Annotated in this window: 18 protein-coding genes; 8 read left to right on the plus strand and 10 right to left on the minus strand. The window is 60.8% G+C overall.

Annotated features, from left to right (window positions below):
* Positions 1–201: 201 nt before the first annotated feature.
* The 4 genes from tsf to ACSMXM_RS04390 form a co-directional block, all read right to left on the minus strand.
* Complete coding sequence (tsf, locus tag ACSMXM_RS04375) at positions 202–1,128, minus strand: translation elongation factor Ts (protein ID WP_460314282.1); 927 nt, start codon at positions 1,126–1,128, stop codon at positions 202–204.
* Between the two features lie 90 nt (positions 1,129–1,218).
* Positions 1,219–2,001, minus strand: a complete 783-nt coding sequence (rpsB, locus tag ACSMXM_RS04380; protein WP_460314284.1) for a 30S ribosomal protein S2 — start codon at positions 1,999–2,001, stop codon at positions 1,219–1,221.
* 127 nt (positions 2,002–2,128) lie between these two features.
* Positions 2,129–3,316, minus strand: coding sequence for a class I SAM-dependent RNA methyltransferase (locus ACSMXM_RS04385; RefSeq protein ID WP_460314285.1), 1,188 nt, complete (start codon positions 3,314–3,316; stop codon positions 2,129–2,131).
* Positions 3,316–4,668 (minus strand): NAD(P)H-hydrate dehydratase, encoded by a 1,353-nt coding sequence (locus tag ACSMXM_RS04390; RefSeq protein WP_460314287.1) that lies wholly within the window; start codon positions 4,666–4,668, stop codon positions 3,316–3,318. Before ACSMXM_RS04390 ends, ACSMXM_RS04385 begins: the two co-directional genes overlap by 1 nt.
* Positions 4,669–4,724: 56 nt before the next feature.
* On the opposite strand from ACSMXM_RS04390, the gene ACSMXM_RS04395 reads away from it, so the two are divergent.
* Positions 4,725–4,976: a hypothetical protein gene (locus ACSMXM_RS04395; protein ID WP_460314289.1), complete on the plus strand. Its 252-nt coding sequence runs from the start codon at positions 4,725–4,727 to the stop codon at positions 4,974–4,976.
* Positions 4,977–4,992: 16 nt separating this feature from the next.
* Here ACSMXM_RS04395 and ilvD read toward each other — a convergent pair whose 3' ends face one another.
* Both ilvD and ACSMXM_RS04405 read right to left on the minus strand, forming a co-directional pair.
* Positions 4,993–6,705: a dihydroxy-acid dehydratase gene (ilvD, locus tag ACSMXM_RS04400; protein WP_460314291.1), complete on the minus strand. Its 1,713-nt coding sequence runs from the start codon at positions 6,703–6,705 to the stop codon at positions 4,993–4,995.
* The gene (locus tag ACSMXM_RS04405; protein ID WP_460314293.1) at positions 6,702–7,451 is read right to left on the minus strand and encodes an N-formylglutamate amidohydrolase; all 750 of its coding nucleotides are present in this window, start codon (positions 7,449–7,451) and stop codon (positions 6,702–6,704) included. Before ACSMXM_RS04405 ends, ilvD begins: the two co-directional genes overlap by 4 nt.
* Positions 7,452–7,575: 124 nt before the next feature.
* Here ACSMXM_RS04405 and argC point away from each other — a divergent pair, with 124 nt between their 5' ends.
* The 4 genes from argC to ACSMXM_RS04425 all read left to right on the plus strand — a co-directional run bounded on the left by argC (position 7,576) and on the right by ACSMXM_RS04425 (position 9,957).
* Positions 7,576–8,619 (plus strand): N-acetyl-gamma-glutamyl-phosphate reductase, encoded by a 1,044-nt coding sequence (argC, locus tag ACSMXM_RS04410; protein ID WP_460314295.1) that lies wholly within the window; start codon positions 7,576–7,578, stop codon positions 8,617–8,619.
* The gene (locus tag ACSMXM_RS04415) at positions 8,616–9,149 is read left to right on the plus strand and encodes a GNAT family N-acetyltransferase (protein WP_460314297.1); all 534 of its coding nucleotides are present in this window, start codon (positions 8,616–8,618) and stop codon (positions 9,147–9,149) included. The genes argC and ACSMXM_RS04415 overlap by 4 nt, the downstream gene beginning before the upstream one ends.
* A gap of 8 nt (positions 9,150–9,157) precedes the next feature.
* Complete coding sequence (locus tag ACSMXM_RS04420; RefSeq protein ID WP_460314299.1) at positions 9,158–9,676, plus strand: gamma carbonic anhydrase family protein; 519 nt, start codon at positions 9,158–9,160, stop codon at positions 9,674–9,676.
* Between the two features lie 98 nt (positions 9,677–9,774).
* Positions 9,775–9,957: a DUF1328 family protein gene (locus tag ACSMXM_RS04425; protein ID WP_460314301.1), complete on the plus strand. Its 183-nt coding sequence runs from the start codon at positions 9,775–9,777 to the stop codon at positions 9,955–9,957.
* 54 nt (positions 9,958–10,011) lie between these two features.
* Here the strand turns inward: ACSMXM_RS04425 and ACSMXM_RS04430 are convergent, their stop codons facing one another.
* Entirely contained in the window at positions 10,012–11,013 is a 1,002-nt protein-coding gene (locus ACSMXM_RS04430; protein ID WP_460314303.1) for a YVTN family beta-propeller repeat protein, read from the minus strand.
* A 101-nt stretch (positions 11,014–11,114) separates the two neighbouring features.
* Here ACSMXM_RS04430 and ACSMXM_RS04435 point away from each other — a divergent pair, with 101 nt between their 5' ends.
* Genes ACSMXM_RS04435 through ACSMXM_RS04445 form a run of 3 tightly spaced genes read left to right on the plus strand, consistent with a single transcriptional unit; the run spans position 11,115 to position 14,141 of the window.
* The gene (locus ACSMXM_RS04435; RefSeq protein ID WP_460314305.1) at positions 11,115–12,401 is read left to right on the plus strand and encodes an MFS transporter; all 1,287 of its coding nucleotides are present in this window, start codon (positions 11,115–11,117) and stop codon (positions 12,399–12,401) included.
* Positions 12,398–13,318 (plus strand): cysteine synthase A, encoded by a 921-nt coding sequence (cysK, locus tag ACSMXM_RS04440; RefSeq protein WP_460314307.1) that lies wholly within the window; start codon positions 12,398–12,400, stop codon positions 13,316–13,318. Before ACSMXM_RS04435 ends, cysK begins: the two co-directional genes overlap by 4 nt.
* A gap of 19 nt (positions 13,319–13,337) precedes the next feature.
* Positions 13,338–14,141: an SDR family oxidoreductase gene (locus ACSMXM_RS04445; protein ID WP_460314309.1), complete on the plus strand. Its 804-nt coding sequence runs from the start codon at positions 13,338–13,340 to the stop codon at positions 14,139–14,141.
* A gap of 57 nt (positions 14,142–14,198) precedes the next feature.
* Here the strand turns inward: ACSMXM_RS04445 and ACSMXM_RS04450 are convergent, their stop codons facing one another.
* From ACSMXM_RS04450 to carB, 3 genes are all read right to left on the minus strand, one after another.
* Positions 14,199–14,831 (minus strand): rhomboid family intramembrane serine protease, encoded by a 633-nt coding sequence (locus tag ACSMXM_RS04450; RefSeq protein WP_460314311.1) that lies wholly within the window; start codon positions 14,829–14,831, stop codon positions 14,199–14,201.
* A gap of 123 nt (positions 14,832–14,954) precedes the next feature.
* Positions 14,955–15,434 carry a transcription elongation factor GreA gene (greA, locus tag ACSMXM_RS04455; RefSeq protein WP_460314313.1) on the minus strand — a complete coding sequence of 160 codons (480 nt, stop codon included), beginning with the start codon at positions 15,432–15,434 and terminating at the stop codon, positions 14,955–14,957.
* A gap of 84 nt (positions 15,435–15,518) precedes the next feature.
* A complete protein-coding gene (gene carB / locus ACSMXM_RS04460) occupies positions 15,519–18,776 on the minus strand; it encodes a carbamoyl-phosphate synthase large subunit (protein ID WP_460314315.1) in 3,258 nt (1,085 codons plus the stop codon).
* Positions 18,777–18,834: the final 58 nt, after the last annotated feature.

The following is an 18,834-nucleotide window of genomic DNA, read 5'->3' on the forward strand; positions in this document are numbered from 1 at the left end:
AGGCGAAGTATGTGGGGGTCTTAGAGCGACGCGCGCACAGCGGCAAGCGCGGCTGCAAGGTCGAAGTTGACCCCGCAATAGCAGGATAGAGAGGTAAAAATCAGCGAATGACCGCAGATGCGCAGCAAAATTCGCCCACGCCGACGAACATTGGATCAGGTCACGCCAGCCGCATCAGGGGCTGGCGTGACCTGACGCAGATCAGCCTCCGACTGCTGCGGCGACCTCTGCCGCAAAGTCGCTTTCCTCGCGCTCAATGCCTTCGCCCAGTTGAAAACGGACATAGTCGGCGATCTTCACCGGCGCCCCAAGTTCCTTTGCCTTCGCGGCCACGACGTCGCTGACGCGGGTTTTGCCGTCGATGACGAAAACCTGGCCCAGAAGGGTGTTTTCGCTAACGAATTTGCGGACCGAGCCTTCCACCATCTTCTCGACGATATTGTCGGGCTTGCCGCTTTCCTTCGCCTTTTCGGTGGCAATAGCGCGCTCGCGCTCTACCGTTGCCGGATCGACGCCGCTTTCGTCCAGCGCCAGCGGCGCGGCCGCGGCGATGTGCATGGCCAATTGCTTCGCGAATGCATCCAGCTCGTCCTTGTCGGCAGGCGATTCCAGCGCGACCAGCACGCCGATTTTGCCGAGGCCCGGTGCCGCCTGATTGTGGACATAGGGCGTTACCACCCCCTGCTCCACAGAGATTGTGGCCGCACGGCGCAGCGACTGGTTTTCACCGATCGTGGCGATATTGTCGGTCAGGACGTCCTCGACGCTCTTGCCATTCGCCATCTGGTCGGTCTTGATCGACTGAATGTCGCTGGTGCCCTTTGCAAGGACCAGATTGGTGACTTCCTCGACAAAGCCCTGAAACCTCTCGTTCTTGGCAACGAAGTCCGTCTCGGAATTCACTTCGACCGCAGATCCCTTTGTGCCTTCGGTTGCGACGCCGATTAGGCCCTCCGCTGCGGTACGCGATGACTTTTTCGCCGCCGCGGCGAGGCCCTTCGTGCGCAGCCAGTCGACCGCCGCTTCGAAGTCGCCATTGGTTTCATTCAGCGCCTTCTTGCAGTCCATCATTCCCGCGCCGGTCTTGTCGCGCAGGTCCTTGACGAGTTTCGCCGTGATCTCGGCCATGGTAATCATCCTTCTCTAAATGCCGGGAGGCGCCGACGACTATGTGCCGCCTGCGCCTGCCACCGGTTTGTTACAAGCGCGTTGGGCAGGTCAGGCAGTCGCCTCCGCCGCAGGTTCTGCGGCTGTCGCTTCGCCTTCTTCACTCGCTGCAGCCTTGGCTGCCATATCGGAGCCAAGATCAGCCTGACGACCGTCGGACCCGCCAGCGCAGGCATCCGCAACCATGTCGCAATACATACGGATGGCGCGCGCCGCATCGTCATTGCCCGGAACCGGGAACGCAATGCCGCTGGGGTCGGAGTTCGAATCGAGAACCGCGATCACGGGAATGCCGAGGACGTTGGCTTCCTTGACGGCGAGGTCTTCCTTGTTCGTGTCGATGACGAACATCAGGTCAGGCAGGCCACCCATGTCGCGAATACCGCCCAAAGACGCCTCGAATTTGTCGCGCTGGCGCGTCATCTTCAGGACTTCCTTCTTCGTGAAGCCCGACGTATCGCCCGCCAGTTGCTCTTCCAGTTCCTTGAACTTACGGATCGATTCCGAAATCGTCTTCCAGTTCGTCAGCATGCCGCCCAGCCAGCGGTGATTGACATAATGCTGGCCTGCACGACGCGCAGCTTCCGCGATCGGCTCTGCGGCCTGCCGCTTCGTGCCGACGAACAGCACCTTGCCGCCCGCCTTTGTCGTGGCCTCGACGAAATCGAGCGCGCGCTGGAACAGCGGCACGGTCTGCGACAGGTCGATGATGTGGACGTTATTGCGGTCGCCGAAAATATACGGCTTCATCTTCGGGTTCCAGCGGTGCGTCTGGTGTCCGAAATGGGTGCCAGCCTCAAGCAGGGCCGACATTTGCACGACGGGTGCAGCCATGGATCAATTCCTTCCAGTTAAGCCTCGGCGCAAGGGAAAGGCGATCACCTGACCGCCCACCGGATATGTATCTCACGCCTGTGGGATGGCGCGCCGACTAACGGCACGCCCTTCTAATTGCAACCTGTCATCGCACGAAACGTGCGGCCAGTTCCACATGGGTGGACCAACGGAATTGCCCTACCGGCCACAGCTCGGCAATGCGAAAGCCGGCTTCAGCCAAAATCTTCGCATCGCGTGCGAACGTGTTCGGATTGCACGAAACATAACAAAACCCCTGCAGCTTTGAGGGGCCGATCATGGCAATTTGCTCCTTTGCGCCTGCCCGCGGCGGATCGAGGACAATGCTGTCAAACTTCGAAAGCTCTGCGGCAGAAAATGGCCGCCGAAATAGATCTCGGTGCTGGGTTTCGATACGAAGCTTCTTCCGCTTGGCCGCCTTTTCCAGCGCCTGGATGGAGGCGCGGGCGGCATCGGCGGCAACAACGCGCGCCCGCTCCGCCAGCGGAAACGCAAAGGTTCCCAGCCCCCCGAACAGGTCGGCAACCGACTTCGCACCTTCAGTTGCAGAAAGAACCGCTCGCACAAGCGCGGCTTCGCCGTCTTCCGTCGCTTGCAGGAATGCGCCAGGCGGAAAGTCGACCTGAGTGCCGGCAAAACGCACGGCCGGCACCGCACGCTGCACAACAGGATCAATGCCGCCGGGGGTTTCCAGCGACACGCGGGCAACGCCTGCGGCCTTTGCCCATTCCGCCAGCCGGGCAATCGTATCGCTATCCGCTTTCACATTCGTCAGCAGCGCATCGAACCCAACGGGCGTCGCCGTCAGGGTAATGCCGCTGACCCACCCCTGCGGCAGCAGGTCAGCCAGATAGGGCCTCAAGGATTGCGCGCAGAAGAACAGGTTCGGCGTCAGGACATGGCATTCATGCAGGTCGACGACGATCCGGCTGCCCTCCTCGTTGAAACCCAGCTCTATTCCGTCAGGCGTCCGTACGGCGCGCAGCGACGCACGCCGCCGCGACAAGGGCGGCGAAAGATGAACGTCGTGCACATGTTCCGGCGCGATCTGCGCGCTGGCCAGCGTGCCCAAAATCCGACCGCGGGCAAATCCGGCCAGCACCTCCTCGTCCGCATGCTGAAGCTGACAGCCGCCACATATTCCGAAATGCACGCATGGCGGAACGACATGATGCGGTCCGGCAGTGATCGTCTCACCCTCGACAATGTCGCCGGGCACGGCGCCCGTAATGAAATCGCCGTCGGCCGAAACACCGTCACCGCGCGCCGCCAGCCTCACGATCTCCTTTGCCATCAGCGGATCAGTTCCAGCAGATCCTCGGCAATCATGCCATCGCGCGCCTTCAGTCCCCCGTCGCCATGCCGCCAAACGCCGGCAGAGGCGGCATCGAACGGCGAGCGGCCCCGGGCGATCTCCGCCGCGATAATGCCTGCGAGAATGTCACCACTCCCCGCGACCGCCAGGCGGGGATGAGCATGATCGTTGACGGCCACATCGCCTGTCGGAGATGCGATCACCGTATCGGCACCTTTAAGGACGATGACATTGCCGCTGCGCGCCGCTGCGGTACGGGCCCGGTCGATCTTCGATCCGGAAAGGTCGCCGAAAAAGCGTCCGAACTCGCCTTCATGCGGCGTCATGACGTCACCTCGGCCGAATAATTGATCAGGCTTGTCAGCAAAGATTGAAAACATGTCGCCATCGATCACCAGCGGCACGCCAAGGTCCAGGAACGGCGCAACCAGTGTCTCCGCCATATCGCCGGTGCCCAGCCCAGGGCCGATGACCCCAGCATCAGTCCGGCGGGCGTCGAGGTCTGTGACTTCCCGCATGACGAGCGAGGAGGGCGGAAAAGGTGAGGTATTTCCCGCCAGCGTGACAAACCCCGCCCCCGCCCGTTGGGCCGCGCGGGCAGCAAGGCCCGCGGCCCCCGGCATGTCACCTGCGGCGACGGCGACCGAGCCACGCTGATACTTATGGGCGGTGGGGTCGACGCTGATCCGTTCGGGCGCGGCAAGAGCGAAAGTGCGGGCATTCGAAGGGTCTATGTCGATCGGCACCACATCGACCCGGCCGCAGAATTGCGCGGCAGGATAGAGCAGGTGTGACGGCTTCAATGCGCCAAATGCGAAGGTGCGGTGGAATTCCGGAACGGATGACAGACACCGTCCAGTGTCGCTGTCCACCCCACTGGGAAGGTCGAACGCGATCCGCTGCTGGCTCCCCTCTGACAGACGCAGAAGTGCCGCATAGGCCGCCCCCTCCAATGGTCGTGACAAACCGGTGCCGAACAGAGCATCGACAAACACCGCGCCGGGATCAGCCCATTCCGGGGAAATGGTTTCGCCGTTCCAGTAATTTGCAGCGGTCTTTGCAGGCTCCCTCTCAGGTTGGCCGAATGCAGCGACACGAACATTGCATCCGATACGGCGCAGGGTTTCGGCAGCGACATAGCCATCACCGCCATTATTGCCGGTTCCGCATAGAACCAAAATCGGCAACCCGTTCGCTGAGGCGGCCATCGCCTGCCCCGCACCCCTGCCCGCCTGCTGCATCAGCACCCATTCCGAAATGCCGTTCTCGGCGGCCTGCTCCTCCGCCGTGCGCATTTCCTGGCCGGTCAATATCGTTCGCTGCCGGTTCATCGCACGGATTTATCTTTGACTGGCGATGTCGGTCGTGAATGTGATAGCTGCGCGGCATGCGTACGATATTCCTGTTGGCTGCGGCCAGTCTCGCAATTTCCGCCTGTGCACCCTCCCCGAACTATGCGGGCGGGCGCTCGCTTACGCCGGGCGAGGTTCCACGCAACGAATATGGAGCGCCTGTGTTCGAGGCGATGGGAGAGGCTCCGCCTGCGGAAGTACGCGCAACCGCCCTTCCGCCTGAAATGCTGGCGGACATTCCGCCGGCAAAGCCACTGCCGACCCAGCCCGATCGCCCGCTGCCTTAGCCGACGGGAGTCGGACTTACGTATCGGCATAAATATGCGTCTCTTGGCGCGCGCCGGGGTGCGTGCATGCTCCAGTGCGGGCGGGCCCAACCCCTTGCGCATATTTCCACAGCGCGCCCGCCTGATAGTCGTTCATACGCGGTTGCCACTCGGCGCGCCGCTGGTCCAGAACCGCCTCGTCCACCAGCAGGTCGATAGTTCCCGCCTGGGCATCAATGGCAATCAGATCGCCATTTTCCACCAGCCCGATGGGTCCGCCGTCCGCTGCCTCTGGCCCGACATGACCTATGCAGAAACCGCGCGTGCCGCCTGAAAAACGTCCGTCCGTGATCAGCGCAACCTTGTCACCCATGCCCTGACCATAGAGCGCTGCCGTCGTGGACAGCATTTCGCGCATACCGGGTCCGCCCTTCGGACCTTCATATCGGATGACCAGGACCTCGCCCTCCTTATATTCGCGCGCCTCGACCGCGGCAAAGCAGTCCTCCTCGCAATCGAACACACGGGCCGGGCCTGTGAACGTCAGTCCCTTCAGACCGGCCACTTTCACTATGGCGCCATCGGGAGCAAGCGACCCCTTGAGGCCGACGACCCCTCCTGTCGGAGAGAGGGGCGCCTTCACGTCGTAAATAACATCCTGATCGGAGTTCCAACGGATCTCCTCCAGATTTTCCGCCAGCGTTTTTCCGGTAACCGTCATGCAGTCACCGTGCAGCAAATTGTTCGCCAGCAACGTCTTCATCAGCATGTAAATGCCGCCTGCGGCATGCATATCCTTTGCCACATATTTACCACCCGGCTTTAGGTCGGCAATATAAGGCGTTGTTTTGAATATCTCTGCGACGTCGAACAGGTCGAAATCAATGCCTGCCTCCGCCGCCATGGCGGGCAGATGCAGGGCGGCGTTCGTCGATCCGCCCGTCGCCGCGACGACACGTGCAGCATTTTCAAAGGCTTCACGCGTGCAGATGTCACGCGGCCTGATGTTTTTCTCCAGCATGTGCATGACTGCCTTGCCGGCCGCGATGGCATAATCTTCCCGGCTTTCGTGCGGGGCCGGAGCCATGTTGGAATTTGGCAGCGAAAGACCAATCGCCTCCGCGACGCATGCCATTGTATTCGCAGTGAACTGCCCACCACATGCGCCATGGCCCGGACAGGCAACCTTTTCCAGCGCGATCAATTCCTGCAACGGGCAGCTGCCGGCGGCATGCGCGCCCACAGCCTCGAAAACGTCGACCACGGTGACATCCTTGTCGTGGAAGCGCCCCGGCAGGATCGACCCGCCATAGACAAAGACCGACGGTACGTTCAGCCGCAACATGGCCATCATCATGCCAGGAAGGCTTTTGTCACAGCCGGCAAAGGCAACCAGCGCGTCGTAACAATGGCCGCGAACGCTCAGCTCGACGGAATCGGCAATGACCTCGCGACTGGCCAGAGACGCCTTCATGCCCTGATGTCCCATGGCGATGCCGTCCGTGACGGTAATCGTGTTGAACCGGCGTGGCATACCACCCGCGGCATTGACGCCCTCCCGACACGCATCGGCCTGCACGTCGAGCAGCGTGTTGCAGGGGGCGGAATCATTCCCGGCAGAAGCAATCCCTACGAAAGGCCGCGCGATTTCTTCCTCGGTCAGACCCATCGCATAATAATAGGAGCGGTGCGGCGCGCGCTCCGGTCCAACGGAGACGTGGCGGCTGGGAAGTTTCGATTTATCGATCACGGAGCGGTCTTTCCTTCTGTCGTGCCGTCGTTCTGCAGCACCTTCTGCGTGTGACGGATCAGCCTCGCAACCCTGTCCGCCCAAATCTCTATGCTGTCATCGTCCTGCAGATGATCGTTCCTCACCTCCAGAAACAGCGACGGAATTGCGTTGTTCTCCGCGTGGCGGATAATGGTGTATCCGGTCAGCGCACCGGAATAGGGCTGATTATCGCCGACCGTCAGCCCCTCGCCGCGCAGGAAATCAATGCCAATTTGAGCGGTGGCGTCATCCTCATTGTATAAAAGACCCGCGTCCCACGGCCGCTGAACTTCGGGGTCGGTCTTCAAGGACTGCGTAAAACTGTGCAGCGACACCAAAAGAGCGGGTCGGCGTTCCGCGATCAGCCGCTCAATCTCCGCATGATATGATTGGTGAAAGGCGATCCTCGCCTCGCGCTCTGCCTCATTCATCGCGCGATTGCCGGGCACGGAGGTTCCATCGCTGATTTGAGGTATCAGGCCCGGTTCGCCCAAGGACCGGTTGGGGTCCACGACAAGGCGTGAAAGAGTGGCAAGGACCGCGCGCGCACGAATCAGCTTTGCCACCCGTTCTGTCAGGGCCGCGATGCCGATGTCCACGGCGATGTGACGCCGCATCTCTTCAACGGACAGACCCAGATTCACCTGCGGCGGCACAGAGGTTCCCGCATGGTCGGCAACGATCAGGGCGTCGCCCGCTGCGTGCAAAGTTCGAAATGCCTTCATGGCGCGCCTGATGGCATGGTGAGCCGCGAGAAAAAAGGCCAGCTGTCATGTCAGACCTCGAACTCAGGGGGCGCCGGGATGCGAAAGGGTTGGTATCGTAGGGCCCCTCGGCTAGTCAGCCGCCATGAGCAGCACCATTCGAATCGCGGTCCTCGGCGCCTCTGGATACACCGGCGCGGATCTCGTGCGTCTTGCCCTCGGCCATCCCAATATCAGCATTGCTGCACTCAGCGCCAATGCCAAAGCTGGAAACAAGATGTCCGACATCTGGCCGCACCTGGCGATGTTTCCCGACCTGCCGCCGCTTCAGCGAGCGGATGAGATCGACTGGGACGGCATCGATGTTGTGTTCGGATGCCTGCCGCATGCCACCAGTGCGGAGCTTCTGTCCGGCCTGAATGGCCCCAGGATTATCGATCTCAGCGCTGATTTTCGTCTCGATGACGCGAACACATATGCAGAATGGTACGGCACGGCGCATCCCGCCCCCGGCCTGATGACGGAGGCCGTCTACGGGCTGACCGAATTTGCGCGTGACGCCTTGCCGGATGCTAAGCTGGTTGCCTGCCCCGGCTGCTATCCGACCGCAGCGTTGCTCGCTCTCCTGCCGCTTCTGGAACGCGGCGATATTTCTGCACGTAATATTACCATCAACGCCCTTAGCGGAGTGAGTGGTGCGGGTCGCAGCCTGAAGGAGGCGAACCTGTTCCCCGAAGTGGCAGAGGCGGTTCACCCCTATGGTCTTGGCGGACATAGGCACATGCCGGAAATCGAGCAGGAGCTTGGTAAGCGCGCCGGGACCGAGGTCACGATCAGCTTCGTGCCGCATCTCGTCCCGATGAACCGTGGCGAGTTGGAAACCATCACAGTTGAACTTGGCGAAGGGCGGTCGGTCTCCGACCTGAGAGACTGCCTTGCCCAAAGCTATGCGACCTCTCCCTTTGTGCACATTCTGCCCGAGGGGATTGCCCCTGCCACACGCATGGTGCGAGGGTCGAACCATGTCGTCCTGAACATATTTGCCGATCGTATTCCCGGCCGCGCAATCATCGTTGCCGCCATCGACAATCTGGTAAAAGGGTCCAGCGGACAGGCGATCCAGAACATGAACCTGATGTTTGGGTTGGATGAAACGGCGGGTCTGACACAGGCGCCCCTGTTCCCGTGATCACGACCGCGCGCCTCGTCTTGCGCGATTGGCGGGACAGCGATCGTCTCCCGTTGAACGCCATCAACAATGATCCCGAGGTCATGGCGCATCTGGGTCCGCCGCAGAGCCTGTCCGAGACCGACGACCTGATCGCAAGGCTGCAGCAATTTACCCGTGAGATGGGGCATAGTTTCTGGGCGCTGGAACGATCCGACACGGGCGAGTTCCTGGGCTTTTGCGGCCTGAAACGCTGCGAACACGGGCCGCCCGCCGGAAAGCTGGAAATCGGGTGGCGGTTGAAGCGCGATGCTTGGGGGCAGGGCTATGCGCGCGAAGCCGCCACAGCCACGCTGGAATGGGCGGCGGAGCGCTATCCGGGCCAAGCTGTTATGGCGCTGACCGTTGTCGGCAATGAACGAAGCTGGGGCCTGATGGAGCGGCTTGGGATGCAGCGCCGAACCGATCTCGACTATATTTTGCCAGACCCCGATGGACGGCATGAGGCGCGCCTTCGTAACATCATCGTCTACTCGACCCACCCTGCCTGAGACCTTTTATGCCGCTACACAGCTTCGACGACACGTCGCCCCGCATCGCACCAGACGCCTTCATCGCACCGGGTGCGCAGATCATCGGCAATGTCGAGGTGAATGAAGGCGCCAGTATCTGGTACAACTGCGTCCTGCGTGGCGACGTGCATTCCATCGTGGTGGGTGCGCGAACCAATATCCAGGATGGCAGCATCGTTCATGTCTCTCGCGGAACACATGGGACATTCATCGGCGCCGACTGCCTGATCGGCCATATGGCAGTTGTGCATGGCTGCACATTGAAGGATCACAGTTTCGTTGGTCTAGGCGCCATCGTCATGGATGGCTGCGTCATCGAAACCGACGCAATGCTGGCGGCAGGCGCGCTACTGACCCCCGGCAAGACGATCCCGTCCGGCGAGATATGGGCGGGCAGACCCGCAAAGTTCTTCGCCAACATGACATCCGAACAGATCAAGCAAAACCGGGCTGGCGTTGACGCCTATGTCGGTCTGGCACAGCGGCACCAGCAACAATTCGGCTAACCCGCTGCGCCCTCAATTTTTGGCCGCATCGCACCGGTGGGAACAAAACTGTTGTAGAAGCGCTGTCCGGGCACTCGTTCACAGAAAAGGCTTCAACGATGCTTAAATGGGCAATCATCCTGCTGATCGCAGGACTTATTCTCGGCGCTCTCGGCTTCGGCGGTATTGGTGGTGCCTTTGTCGGCATTGCGAAAATTCTATTCTTTATCTGTATCGCCCTGTTCGTGATCTTCCTTGTTTTGGGCTTGATGGCAGGAAAGAAGGTTTCCGACTCGCTATAAATTATTGACCGGGACGACCTGTACAGGTCGTCCCGGTCTCTTCTCCAACAGCGTTCAGTTAGACCTTTGGGGTTTCGGCAGAGGAAGTGCACTGCGGTCGATAGATATCGGTGACCAGCCGAGCCCGTCGCTACCTGCTCCCGCAGGCAAATGGCGCAAAACCTCGCCACTTGAAAAATCGATTTCCGCTATCTGCGCCTTCGCTGTTTCCGCCGCAAACAGACGCTCGCCATCCTCTGACCATACCAACGTAACCTGACCGCTTTCTTCGCTGCCGGAAACCTGGATGGTCCGCACATTCTCCCGCTTCTCGACGTCGATGACCGAAATCGATCCGTCTCGCATGTTGCTCGTCACCGCCCACTTGCCGTCTGGCGAAATGGCGAGGCGGATGGGCATGTTGCCCACGTCCATACTGTCCAGCCGTGCGCCGCTGTCGGGGTCGAGGACATAAACCGTGTTCGACGCTCTGTTCGCGACCCATAATTCGCTGCCGTCCGGCGTCAGGTCGATGCCCTCCGGCTCCTCCGCCGCATTAAAGTCACCGATCTTCTTCCCTGATGCGAGGTCCAGCGCAGTGACGCTTTGGTCCTGCAGATTGGACACGTAGGCGCGGTTACGCGCTTCGTCGACGACCAGCATGTGGCTGCCCTTCTGACCTGTCGCAACGGAGGAGGCGCGGCCGCAATCGGGCGTTACCAGTGTCACCGTGGAGCTGCCCTCGGTTGTCGCCAGAATGGCGTTCGATTTCGTCCACACGATGCCGTGCGGGCGCTCATTGGGCGCAAGGGCGCACGTGCCGATCTTCTTCGCCTGCCTTATGTCGAACAGGTCCAGCGTCGTGCCGCCATAGGCGACCACCATCGCACGCGTTCCATCCGGCGAAATCGCCACCTCGTGCGGCTTGGGGCCGGTTTTCACTTCGGCAAGTTCCGTGCCGCTGGCCAGGTCTATGAAGCTGACCGTGTCGGCCTCCTTATTGCCCACGACCAAAGTCGCAGCGGCGGCGGGGGCGGCCAAAGTCGCGGCCATGACGAGCGAGATGCATGTTTTCATAGCGCCATTCATACGCGGCTCCGCCGGCGGCGTCATGGTAATCTTGCCGCCGGTCCTGATCTGAACTTGGCTGCGCGGCAAAACAGCTTAGACGGCACCCCGTGAGCAAACATCCCCACCCCCTTCGCATTCCGAATTACCGCGCCTACTGGTTCGCCCGACTGTCGATGACCCTGGCGCAATATGCCATGCTTCTGATCATCGGCTGGCAGACGTACAATATCGCGCGCGACAGTGGCATGTCCGTCGCCGGAGCCTCCGGGCAATTGGCGCTGATCGGCCTGCTGCAGTTTTTGCCGCTATTCTTCCTGACGCCCTTTTCTGGCCTCGCCGCTGACCTGCTGGATCGCAGGACCGTGGCGAAGGCGACCGTGGCGTTGCAGGCCTTGTGCGCGCTTGCCCTGGCAGGCACCACATGGTCCGGGGACATGGGACTGCCGGTACTGTTCAGCATTGCGGTGCTGCTGGGCATCGCCCGCGCATTCACCGGCCCGGCAGTCAGTTCCCTAGCGCCCAACCTCGTTCCCAAGGCGGTTCTGCCGAACGCGATCGCGCTTGGGTCGATCGCCTGGCAGGCGGGCATGATCGTCGGTCCCGCAATTGGCGGCTATTTCTACGAGGTTGAGCCTGCCCTCCCCTATGGAATCGCATTTCTTCTCTTCCTGCTCAGCTTCATCGCGCTCAGCCGCATCGGCGAGGTTCCGCGCAGCACGATTTCCGGCTCCAAACGGCCCATTGGGCAGATCATCGAGGGACTAGCCTATGTTCGCCATAACAAGATCGTTCTTGGGTCGATAACGCTTGATCTGTTTGCGGTATTCCTGGCGGGCGCAACGGCGCTGTTCCCGGTTTATGCGCGTGACATTTTGCAGGTTGGCGCCCCCGGGCTCAGTCAGCTTGCGGCCGCCCCTGCCATCGGCGCGGCCCTGACGGCCCTGTGGTTCAGCTTTCGCCCGCTGCAGACGGGTGTCGGGCCAAAGATGCTGGCCGCGGTCGCGGCATTCGCGGTTGCCACGATCATCTTCGCCTTTTCGCGAACAATGCCGCTCTCGCTTGCCGCGCTGTTCATTATCGGCGCTGCCGACATGTTCAGCGTCTATATCCGTGGCAGCCTCATACAATTGCACACTCCCGACGAAAAACGCGGCCGTGTCTCCGCCGTGTCACAGTTGACAATCAGCGCCTCTAACGAATTGGGCGACGCATTTTCCGGCGGGCTTGCGGCGCTGTTCGGTCCGGTAGTCGCCGTCGCAAGCGGCGGGGCCGGTGCGCTGGTCGTGGTTGCCGCCTATCTGGGCCTGTTTCCCGAACTCAGACGCGCACGGACCTTCGACCCGCCTGATGAATTGAGTATGACAGACATTGAGCAAAGGGAGACCGCACCATGATCGCCGACAGCATTCTCGACACCATCGGCAATACGCCGCACATCCGCCTGGCCAGATTGTTTCCGGACCACGATGTGTGGGTGAAATCCGAACGCAGCAATCCCGGCGGCAGCATCAAGGACCGCATCGCACTCGCCATGATCGAGGATGCGGAAAAGTCAGGAGCGCTAAAACCCGGCGGCACGATTATCGAACCGACGTCGGGAAATACCGGCGTAGGCCTCGCCATGGTCGCCGCGGTTAAAGGGTACAAGCTGATCCTCTGCATGCCCGAGTCGATGTCCATAGAGCGCCGCCGGCTGATGCTGGCCTATGGCGCCACATTCGATCTGACGGACAAGACAAAGGGAATGAAGGGCGCCATCGAGCGTGCCGAAGAGCTGAAGGCCGAAACGCCAGGCGCGTGGATTCCGCAACAGTTCGACAATCCCGCCAATGTCGAGGTCCATAAGCGTACGACCGCCCCTGAAATCCTGAATGATTTCGACGGGAACCCGCTTGATGCCATCATCACAGGCGTCGGCACCGGCGGCCATATCAGCGGCGTGGCAGAGGTTCTGAAGCCAAAATGGCCTGACCTGGAAATCTGGGCGGTCGAGCCCTCTTTGTCGCCGGTCATTTCCGGCGGTCAGCCCGGCCCGCACCCCATTCAGGGCATCGGCGCAGGGTTCATCCCCGATAATCTGCACACCCAGTCGATCAACGGAGCGATCCAGGTCGATCCGGAAGACGCCAAGGAAATGGCCCGCCGCGCCGCCAGCGAGGAAGGCATGTTGGTAGGCATTTCGTCAGGTGCGACGCTGGCCGCAATCCGGCAGTATATTGAAAAGGCGGAGGGCAAGAAGCGCATCCTCGGCTTCAACTACGATACCGGTGAGCGGTATCTTTCCGTGCCGGATTTCCTGCCGACGGAATAACAAGGATGAAGGACTGCACATGAGCGATTTTACCAATCTTTTTTCAATCGAAGGTAAGGTCGCTCTTGTGACAGGGGGTTCGCGCGGGATCGGAGAGATGATCGCTGCCGGGTTCCTGGCAAAGGGGGCAAAGGTTTATATTTCTTCGCGGAAGGCCGATGCCTGCGAAGAGACGGCCCAGCGCCTGTCACAGAAATATGGTGCGACATGCGTCGCTCTTCCCGCCGACCTGTCGACGGTTGCAGGGTGTGACAGCCTTGCACAACGCCTTTCGGAGGCGGAAGACAAGCTAAATATCCTTGTCAATAATGCCGGCGCGAGCTGGGGGGCGCCGCTTGGTGAATTTCCTGAACAGGGGTGGGACAAGGTGATGGATACCAATGTAAAGGGTGTCTTTTTCCTGACGCAGCGTCTGCTGCCTCTCTTGCGCGCCGCCGCCAGGGAAACTCCCGCGCGTGTTATCAACATCGGCAGCATTGACGGCCTGAAATCCTCTCAGTTTGACGCCTTCAGCTATGGCGCCTCAAAGGCGGCCGTCCACCATCTGACCCGCTTTCTTGCGACACATTTGACGGGGGAACGCATCCTCTTCAACGCCATCGCGCCCGGCCCCTTCCCGACATGGATGCTCTCCACCGGCGTGGGCTTTGGCGGCGAGACGGAGGATGTCGACTGGGATAGCGTGGGCAAGGGCAATCCATCCGGACGTGTCGGCACGGCGGAAGATGTGGCGGGCCTCGCTATATTTCTGTCGTCGCGCGCCGGAGAATATGTCGTGGGGCAGACCATTGCCCTCGACGGAGGCATTGTCGGCACCGCATAGAGCGCAGGCGTAAAGCGACCCATGATCCCTGGGCCTTATTGCGCGGCTGTGCCACCGCTAACGCGAGCGAAGAGCGTCGCGCGCCAGGGGGACGCCCAGCACCAGTCCGGCCAGGAAGCCGCCTACATGCGCCCATATGGCGATTCCGCCCCCTGCCCCGCCGGAATTGAACACAAACCCGATTGCCAGTTGCAAGCCAATCCAGACCAATGCCAATCTCAGCGCCTGGCTGCGTTCAGACGCGTGATCGGCGCGGCGTCCGAATATCATCGCATAGGCAGCAAACACCCCGGCAATCGCGCCGGAGGCGCCCACATGCGGAACGGGTGAGCTTGGCGACAAAGCCACCTCCAGCAAGGCGCCGGCAATACCACTGACCAGGTAGAGCGCGATAAACCGACCCGGGCCGAGCAGCCCCTCTACGAAACGTCCGATGAAGATCAGGAACACCATGTTCAGGAACAGGTGCCCAATCCCTGCATGCACGAACTGCATCGTGACAGGCGTCAGAATGGCGGGCGCGGCGAAGCCCGGGACATAGGATTGGCCCGTCAGGCGTGCCGGGATCAGCGACAGACCGTACCCAAGCTCTGGCCAGACAAGATCGGCAAGCCACAGAATAACGCAGGCCGCCGCCAGCATTGTGGTCGCAGGGGCGATCCGGGTCAGCGGTGGGGAGGGATTACGCATCGAATCTATTGCTTTCCCGCACAGGGCAGGACGACCGATAAATGTTCACCCGCCGACCATCGAACGTCCATGGTCGAAGCGAGTGAACACCATTTCTGAATAGCGTCGACCTGACCTGGCAAACTATTTGAATTCGATTTCGGCAATCTCGTAATATTTCTCACCCGACGGGGTGGAAACCTCGATCTCGTCACCGACGCGCCGACCGATCATGGCACGGCCCAAGGGCGAGGTATAGGAAATCCGGCCGCCCTTGGCGTCCGCCTCATAGGGGCCGACGATCTGATAGGTGACGGGCTTGTCATCCTCGTCGAGCAGCTTCACGGTGGCGGCAAAGACCACCTTGTCGCCGCTCAAATCCGCGGGATCGATGATCTGCGCGCGGCTGATCTTGTCCTCCAGATCGGTGATCTGTGCCTCGATCTGGCCCTGGCGTTCCTTCGCAGCGTGATATTCTGCATTTTCGGAAAGGTCGCCATGAGCGCGCGCCTCCTCAATGGCCGCAACGACCTGATGGCGTTCGGTGGATTTCAATCGCGTAAGTTCGGCGGTCATGCGATCATAACCCTCACGCAGCATTGGCGTCTTTTCTAGCGTTGCCATGCGCTTATCATCCCTCGCAAATATGAACAGCGAAGCCACCGGTGCAACCCACACCGCATTCAGGGCATCGACTGTCGGAAAACCTCAGGTCGCTGAATAATAGGATTGCAGAGAGCGGACTTCAAGAGGTCCCGCGCGCAGGGCGGCGATCGCGCCCACTGCGGCGCGGCTGGCGGCAGCAGTGGTGTAATAGGGGATCTTCCCATAAACCGCTGAGGATCGGATCGATTTTGAATCAGCCATGGCCTGCGCGCCTTCGGTGGTGTTGAAGATCATCGCAATCGCGTCATTCTTGATCTCGTCGACGATATGCGGAGACCCTTCCAGCACCTTGTTTACCGCCGTGACTGCGAGGCCAGCCTCGCGCAGGAATGACGCTGTGCCACTGGTGGCAACCAGGTCGAAGCCCAGATCGAGAAGCTGCCGCGCAGCGTCCAATATCTGCGGCTTGTCTGTATCCTTTACCGAAATGAAGACGGAGCCGCTGTCTGGCAGTTTGGTGCCAACGGCAAGCTGAGACTTTGCGAAGGCGATCGAGAAATCCATATCGATTCCCATGACTTCGCCCGTCGACTTCATTTCCGGTCCCAACACCGGGTCAGTGCCGGGGAAGCGCCCGAATGGGAAAATAGCTTCCTTCACTGCGATATGTGGCGTCGCGCGCGGCGGCATGTCGAAATCGGCCAGCGATTCACCCGCCATCACGCGCGCGGCAATTTTCGCCAGCGGCGTTCCCTTCGCCTTTGCCACGAATGGGACGGTGCGGCTTGCGCGCGGATTCACCTCGATCAGGTAAACGTCGGTGTCCTTCACCGCATATTGCACGTTCATCAGTCCGCGCACGTTGAGTGCCCTTGCCAGTGCCTCGGTCTGGCGCTCAATCTCCGCAATCACCTCGTCCGTCAGGGAGTAGGGCGGCAGTGAACAGGCACTGTCACCGGAATGGACCCCCGCCTCTTCGATATGCTGCAAAACGCCGGCAATGTGGACATTTTCGCCGTCGGACAGGGCATCCACGTCTACCTCTATCGCGTCGCGCAGATATTGGTCGACCAGGACTGGCAATCCGTCTTCCACCAGCATGGCGGCCTTCATGTAGGTTTCCAGCTGGCGGTCGGAATCGACCACTTCCATGCCGCGTCCGCCCAGGACGTTTGACGGGCGCAGCAATACGGGGAACCCCACCGTGGCGGCTTCACGCTGCGCCTCCTCCAGCGTGCGGGCAATGCCATTGGCCGGCTGTTTCAGGTCCAGACGGCGAACGAGCGCCGCAAAGCGTTCGCGATCCTCCGCCTCGTCGATGGCGCTGACCGCCGTTCCCAGGATAGGGATCCCTGCCGCCTCCAGCGCCGGGGCCAGCTTCAATGGGGTCTGGCCGCCATATTGCACGATGACGCCTTTCAGCGTCCCCGCCTGCTGCTCGCCGTGCAGGATCTCCAGCACATCTTCCGGAGTCAGCGGCTCGAAATAAAGTCGGTCCGAGGTGTCATAGTCGGTTGAAACCGTCTCCGGATTGCAATTGACCATGATCGTCTCATAGCCTGCATCCGCCAGCGCAAAGGCGGCGTGACAGCAGCAATAGTCGAATTCGATCCCCTGCCCGATCCGGTTTGGTCCACCGCCCAGAATAACGACCTTCTCCCGGTCTGTCGGGGCGGCCTCGTTTTCCGGCTCCCCGAAGATCGGGGCTTCGTAGGTCGAATACATGTACGGCGTTTTGGCTTCAAATTCAGCGGCACATGTGTCGATGCGCTTGAAAACGGGCCGCACGCCCAGGGCGCGGCGCTGGCGAGCTACCTCGCTCTCACTCGTGCCGGTCAGCGTGGCGAGCCGCGCGTCGGAAAAGCCCATGGCCTTTAAAGCCCGCATTCCAACCGCGTCGCCTGGTAGGCCTGCCTCGGCAATCCGGGCCTCCGCTTCAATGATTTCCCGAATGCGGGCCAGAAACCAGGGATCATAGAAGCTCAGCCGGTGAATCTCTTCATCGGGAAATCCGCGCCGCATCGCCTCTGCAACGACCAGCAGGCGATCTGGCGTCGCATGTGCCAGACGCGCGGCAATTCCACCATCTCCCTCGCCTTCTAGCTCCGGCAGGGGATCGAGCCCGGTAAGACCGGTTTCGAGGCCGCGCAGCGCCTTTTGAAAGCTCTCCGCGAAGTTACGGCCAATGGCCATCACCTCACCCACCGACTTCATCGCGGTCGAAAGGCGATTGGATGCGCCACGAAATTTTTCAAACGCAAAGCGGGGAATCTTCGTGACGACATAATCGATCGTTGGCTCGAACGATGCCGGCGTAGCCCCCGTAATGTCATTCTCGATTTCGTCGAGTGTATATCCGACGGCCAGTTTCGCGGCGACCTTGGCGATGGGGAAACCCGTCGCCTTCGATGCCAGCGCAGAACTGCGCGACACCCGCGGATTCATTTCAATGACGATCAGCCGGCCTGTTTTCGGATCGACGGCGAACTGCACGTTCGATCCCCCGGTTTCGACGCCAATCTCGCGCAGCACAGCGATGCTGGCATTGCGCATGATCTGATATTCCTTGTCGGTCAGCGTCAGCGCCGGGGCGACGGTTATGGAATCGCCGGTGTGCACGCCCATCGGATCGACATTTTCGATACTGCAGATGATGATGCAATTGTCGTTCTTGTCGCGAACGACCTCCATCTCATATTCTTTCCAGCCGAGAACGGATTCCTCGATCAGGACCTCGTTCGTGGGGGAGGCGTCGAGGCCGCCGCGCACGATGTCGAGGAAATCTTCCTTATTATACGCGACGCCGCCGCCTGTGCCGCCGAGCGTAAATGAAGGACGGATGATCGCGGGCAGCCCCACCGCCTCAAGCGCCTCCAGCGCCTCCTGATCCGAATGGGCAATGGCGGAGCGCGGACTCTCAAGTCCGATCTTGTCCATCGCCGTGCGGAATTTCAGTCTGTCCTCGGCCTTATCGATCGCCTCTGCATTGGCACCGATCAACTCAACGCCGTATTTATCCAGCGTGCCGTCCTGCGCGAGAGCGAGCGCGGTGTTGAGTGCCGTTTGGCCGCCCATCGTGGGTAGAACGGCCAGCGTCTCTCCCGGATGAAGATCGCGCTCCTTAGCGATCACCTTTGCGACGATCTCCGGTGTGATCGGCTCGATATAGGTGGCGTCGGCCATATCCGGATCGGTCATGATCGTCGCCGGATTGGAGTTGACCAGAATGATCCGGTATCCCTCCTCCTTCAACGCCTTACATGCCTGCACGCCCGAATAATCGAATTCGCATGCCTGCCCAATAATAATGGGACCGGCGCCAATGATGAGGATCGAGTCGATATCGGTACGTTTAGGCATGAAGTTTCCGGTTACTGAAGCCTTGCCCTGCCCCAAAGGGAGGATTGGCGTTGTCCAT

This window comes from Pacificimonas sp. ICDLI1SI03, from assembly GCF_054740865.1.

Bases quoted from the DNA above. Each gene is read 5' to 3' on its own strand.
- tsf (WP_460314282.1), bottom strand. From the start codon at position 1,128: ATGGCCGAGATCACGGCGAAACTCGTCAAGGACCTGCGCGACAAGACC.
- rpsB (WP_460314284.1), bottom strand. From the start codon at position 2,001: ATGGCTGCACCCGTCGTGCAAATGTCGGCCCTGCTTGAGGCTGGCACC.
- ACSMXM_RS04385 (WP_460314285.1), bottom strand. From the start codon at position 3,316: ATGGCAAAGGAGATCGTGAGGCTGGCGGCGCGCGGTGACGGTGTTTCG.
- ACSMXM_RS04390 (WP_460314287.1), bottom strand. From the start codon at position 4,668: ATGAACCGGCAGCGAACGATATTGACCGGCCAGGAAATGCGCACGGCG.
- ACSMXM_RS04395 (WP_460314289.1), top strand. From the start codon at position 4,725: ATGCGTACGATATTCCTGTTGGCTGCGGCCAGTCTCGCAATTTCCGCC.
- ACSMXM_RS04405 (WP_460314293.1), bottom strand. From the start codon at position 7,451: ATGAAGGCATTTCGAACTTTGCACGCAGCGGGCGACGCCCTGATCGTT.
- argC (WP_460314295.1), top strand. From the start codon at position 7,576: ATGAGCAGCACCATTCGAATCGCGGTCCTCGGCGCCTCTGGATACACC.
- ACSMXM_RS04420 (WP_460314299.1), top strand. From the start codon at position 9,158: ATGCCGCTACACAGCTTCGACGACACGTCGCCCCGCATCGCACCAGAC.
- ACSMXM_RS04425 (WP_460314301.1), top strand. From the start codon at position 9,775: ATGCTTAAATGGGCAATCATCCTGCTGATCGCAGGACTTATTCTCGGC.
- ACSMXM_RS04430 (WP_460314303.1), bottom strand. From the start codon at position 11,013: ATGAAAACATGCATCTCGCTCGTCATGGCCGCGACTTTGGCCGCCCCC.
- cysK (WP_460314307.1), top strand. From the start codon at position 12,398: ATGATCGCCGACAGCATTCTCGACACCATCGGCAATACGCCGCACATC.
- ACSMXM_RS04445 (WP_460314309.1), top strand. From the start codon at position 13,338: ATGAGCGATTTTACCAATCTTTTTTCAATCGAAGGTAAGGTCGCTCTT.
- ACSMXM_RS04450 (WP_460314311.1), bottom strand. From the start codon at position 14,831: ATGCGTAATCCCTCCCCACCGCTGACCCGGATCGCCCCTGCGACCACA.
- greA (WP_460314313.1), bottom strand. From the start codon at position 15,434: ATGGCAACGCTAGAAAAGACGCCAATGCTGCGTGAGGGTTATGATCGC.
- carB (WP_460314315.1), bottom strand. From the start codon at position 18,776: ATGCCTAAACGTACCGATATCGACTCGATCCTCATCATTGGCGCCGGT.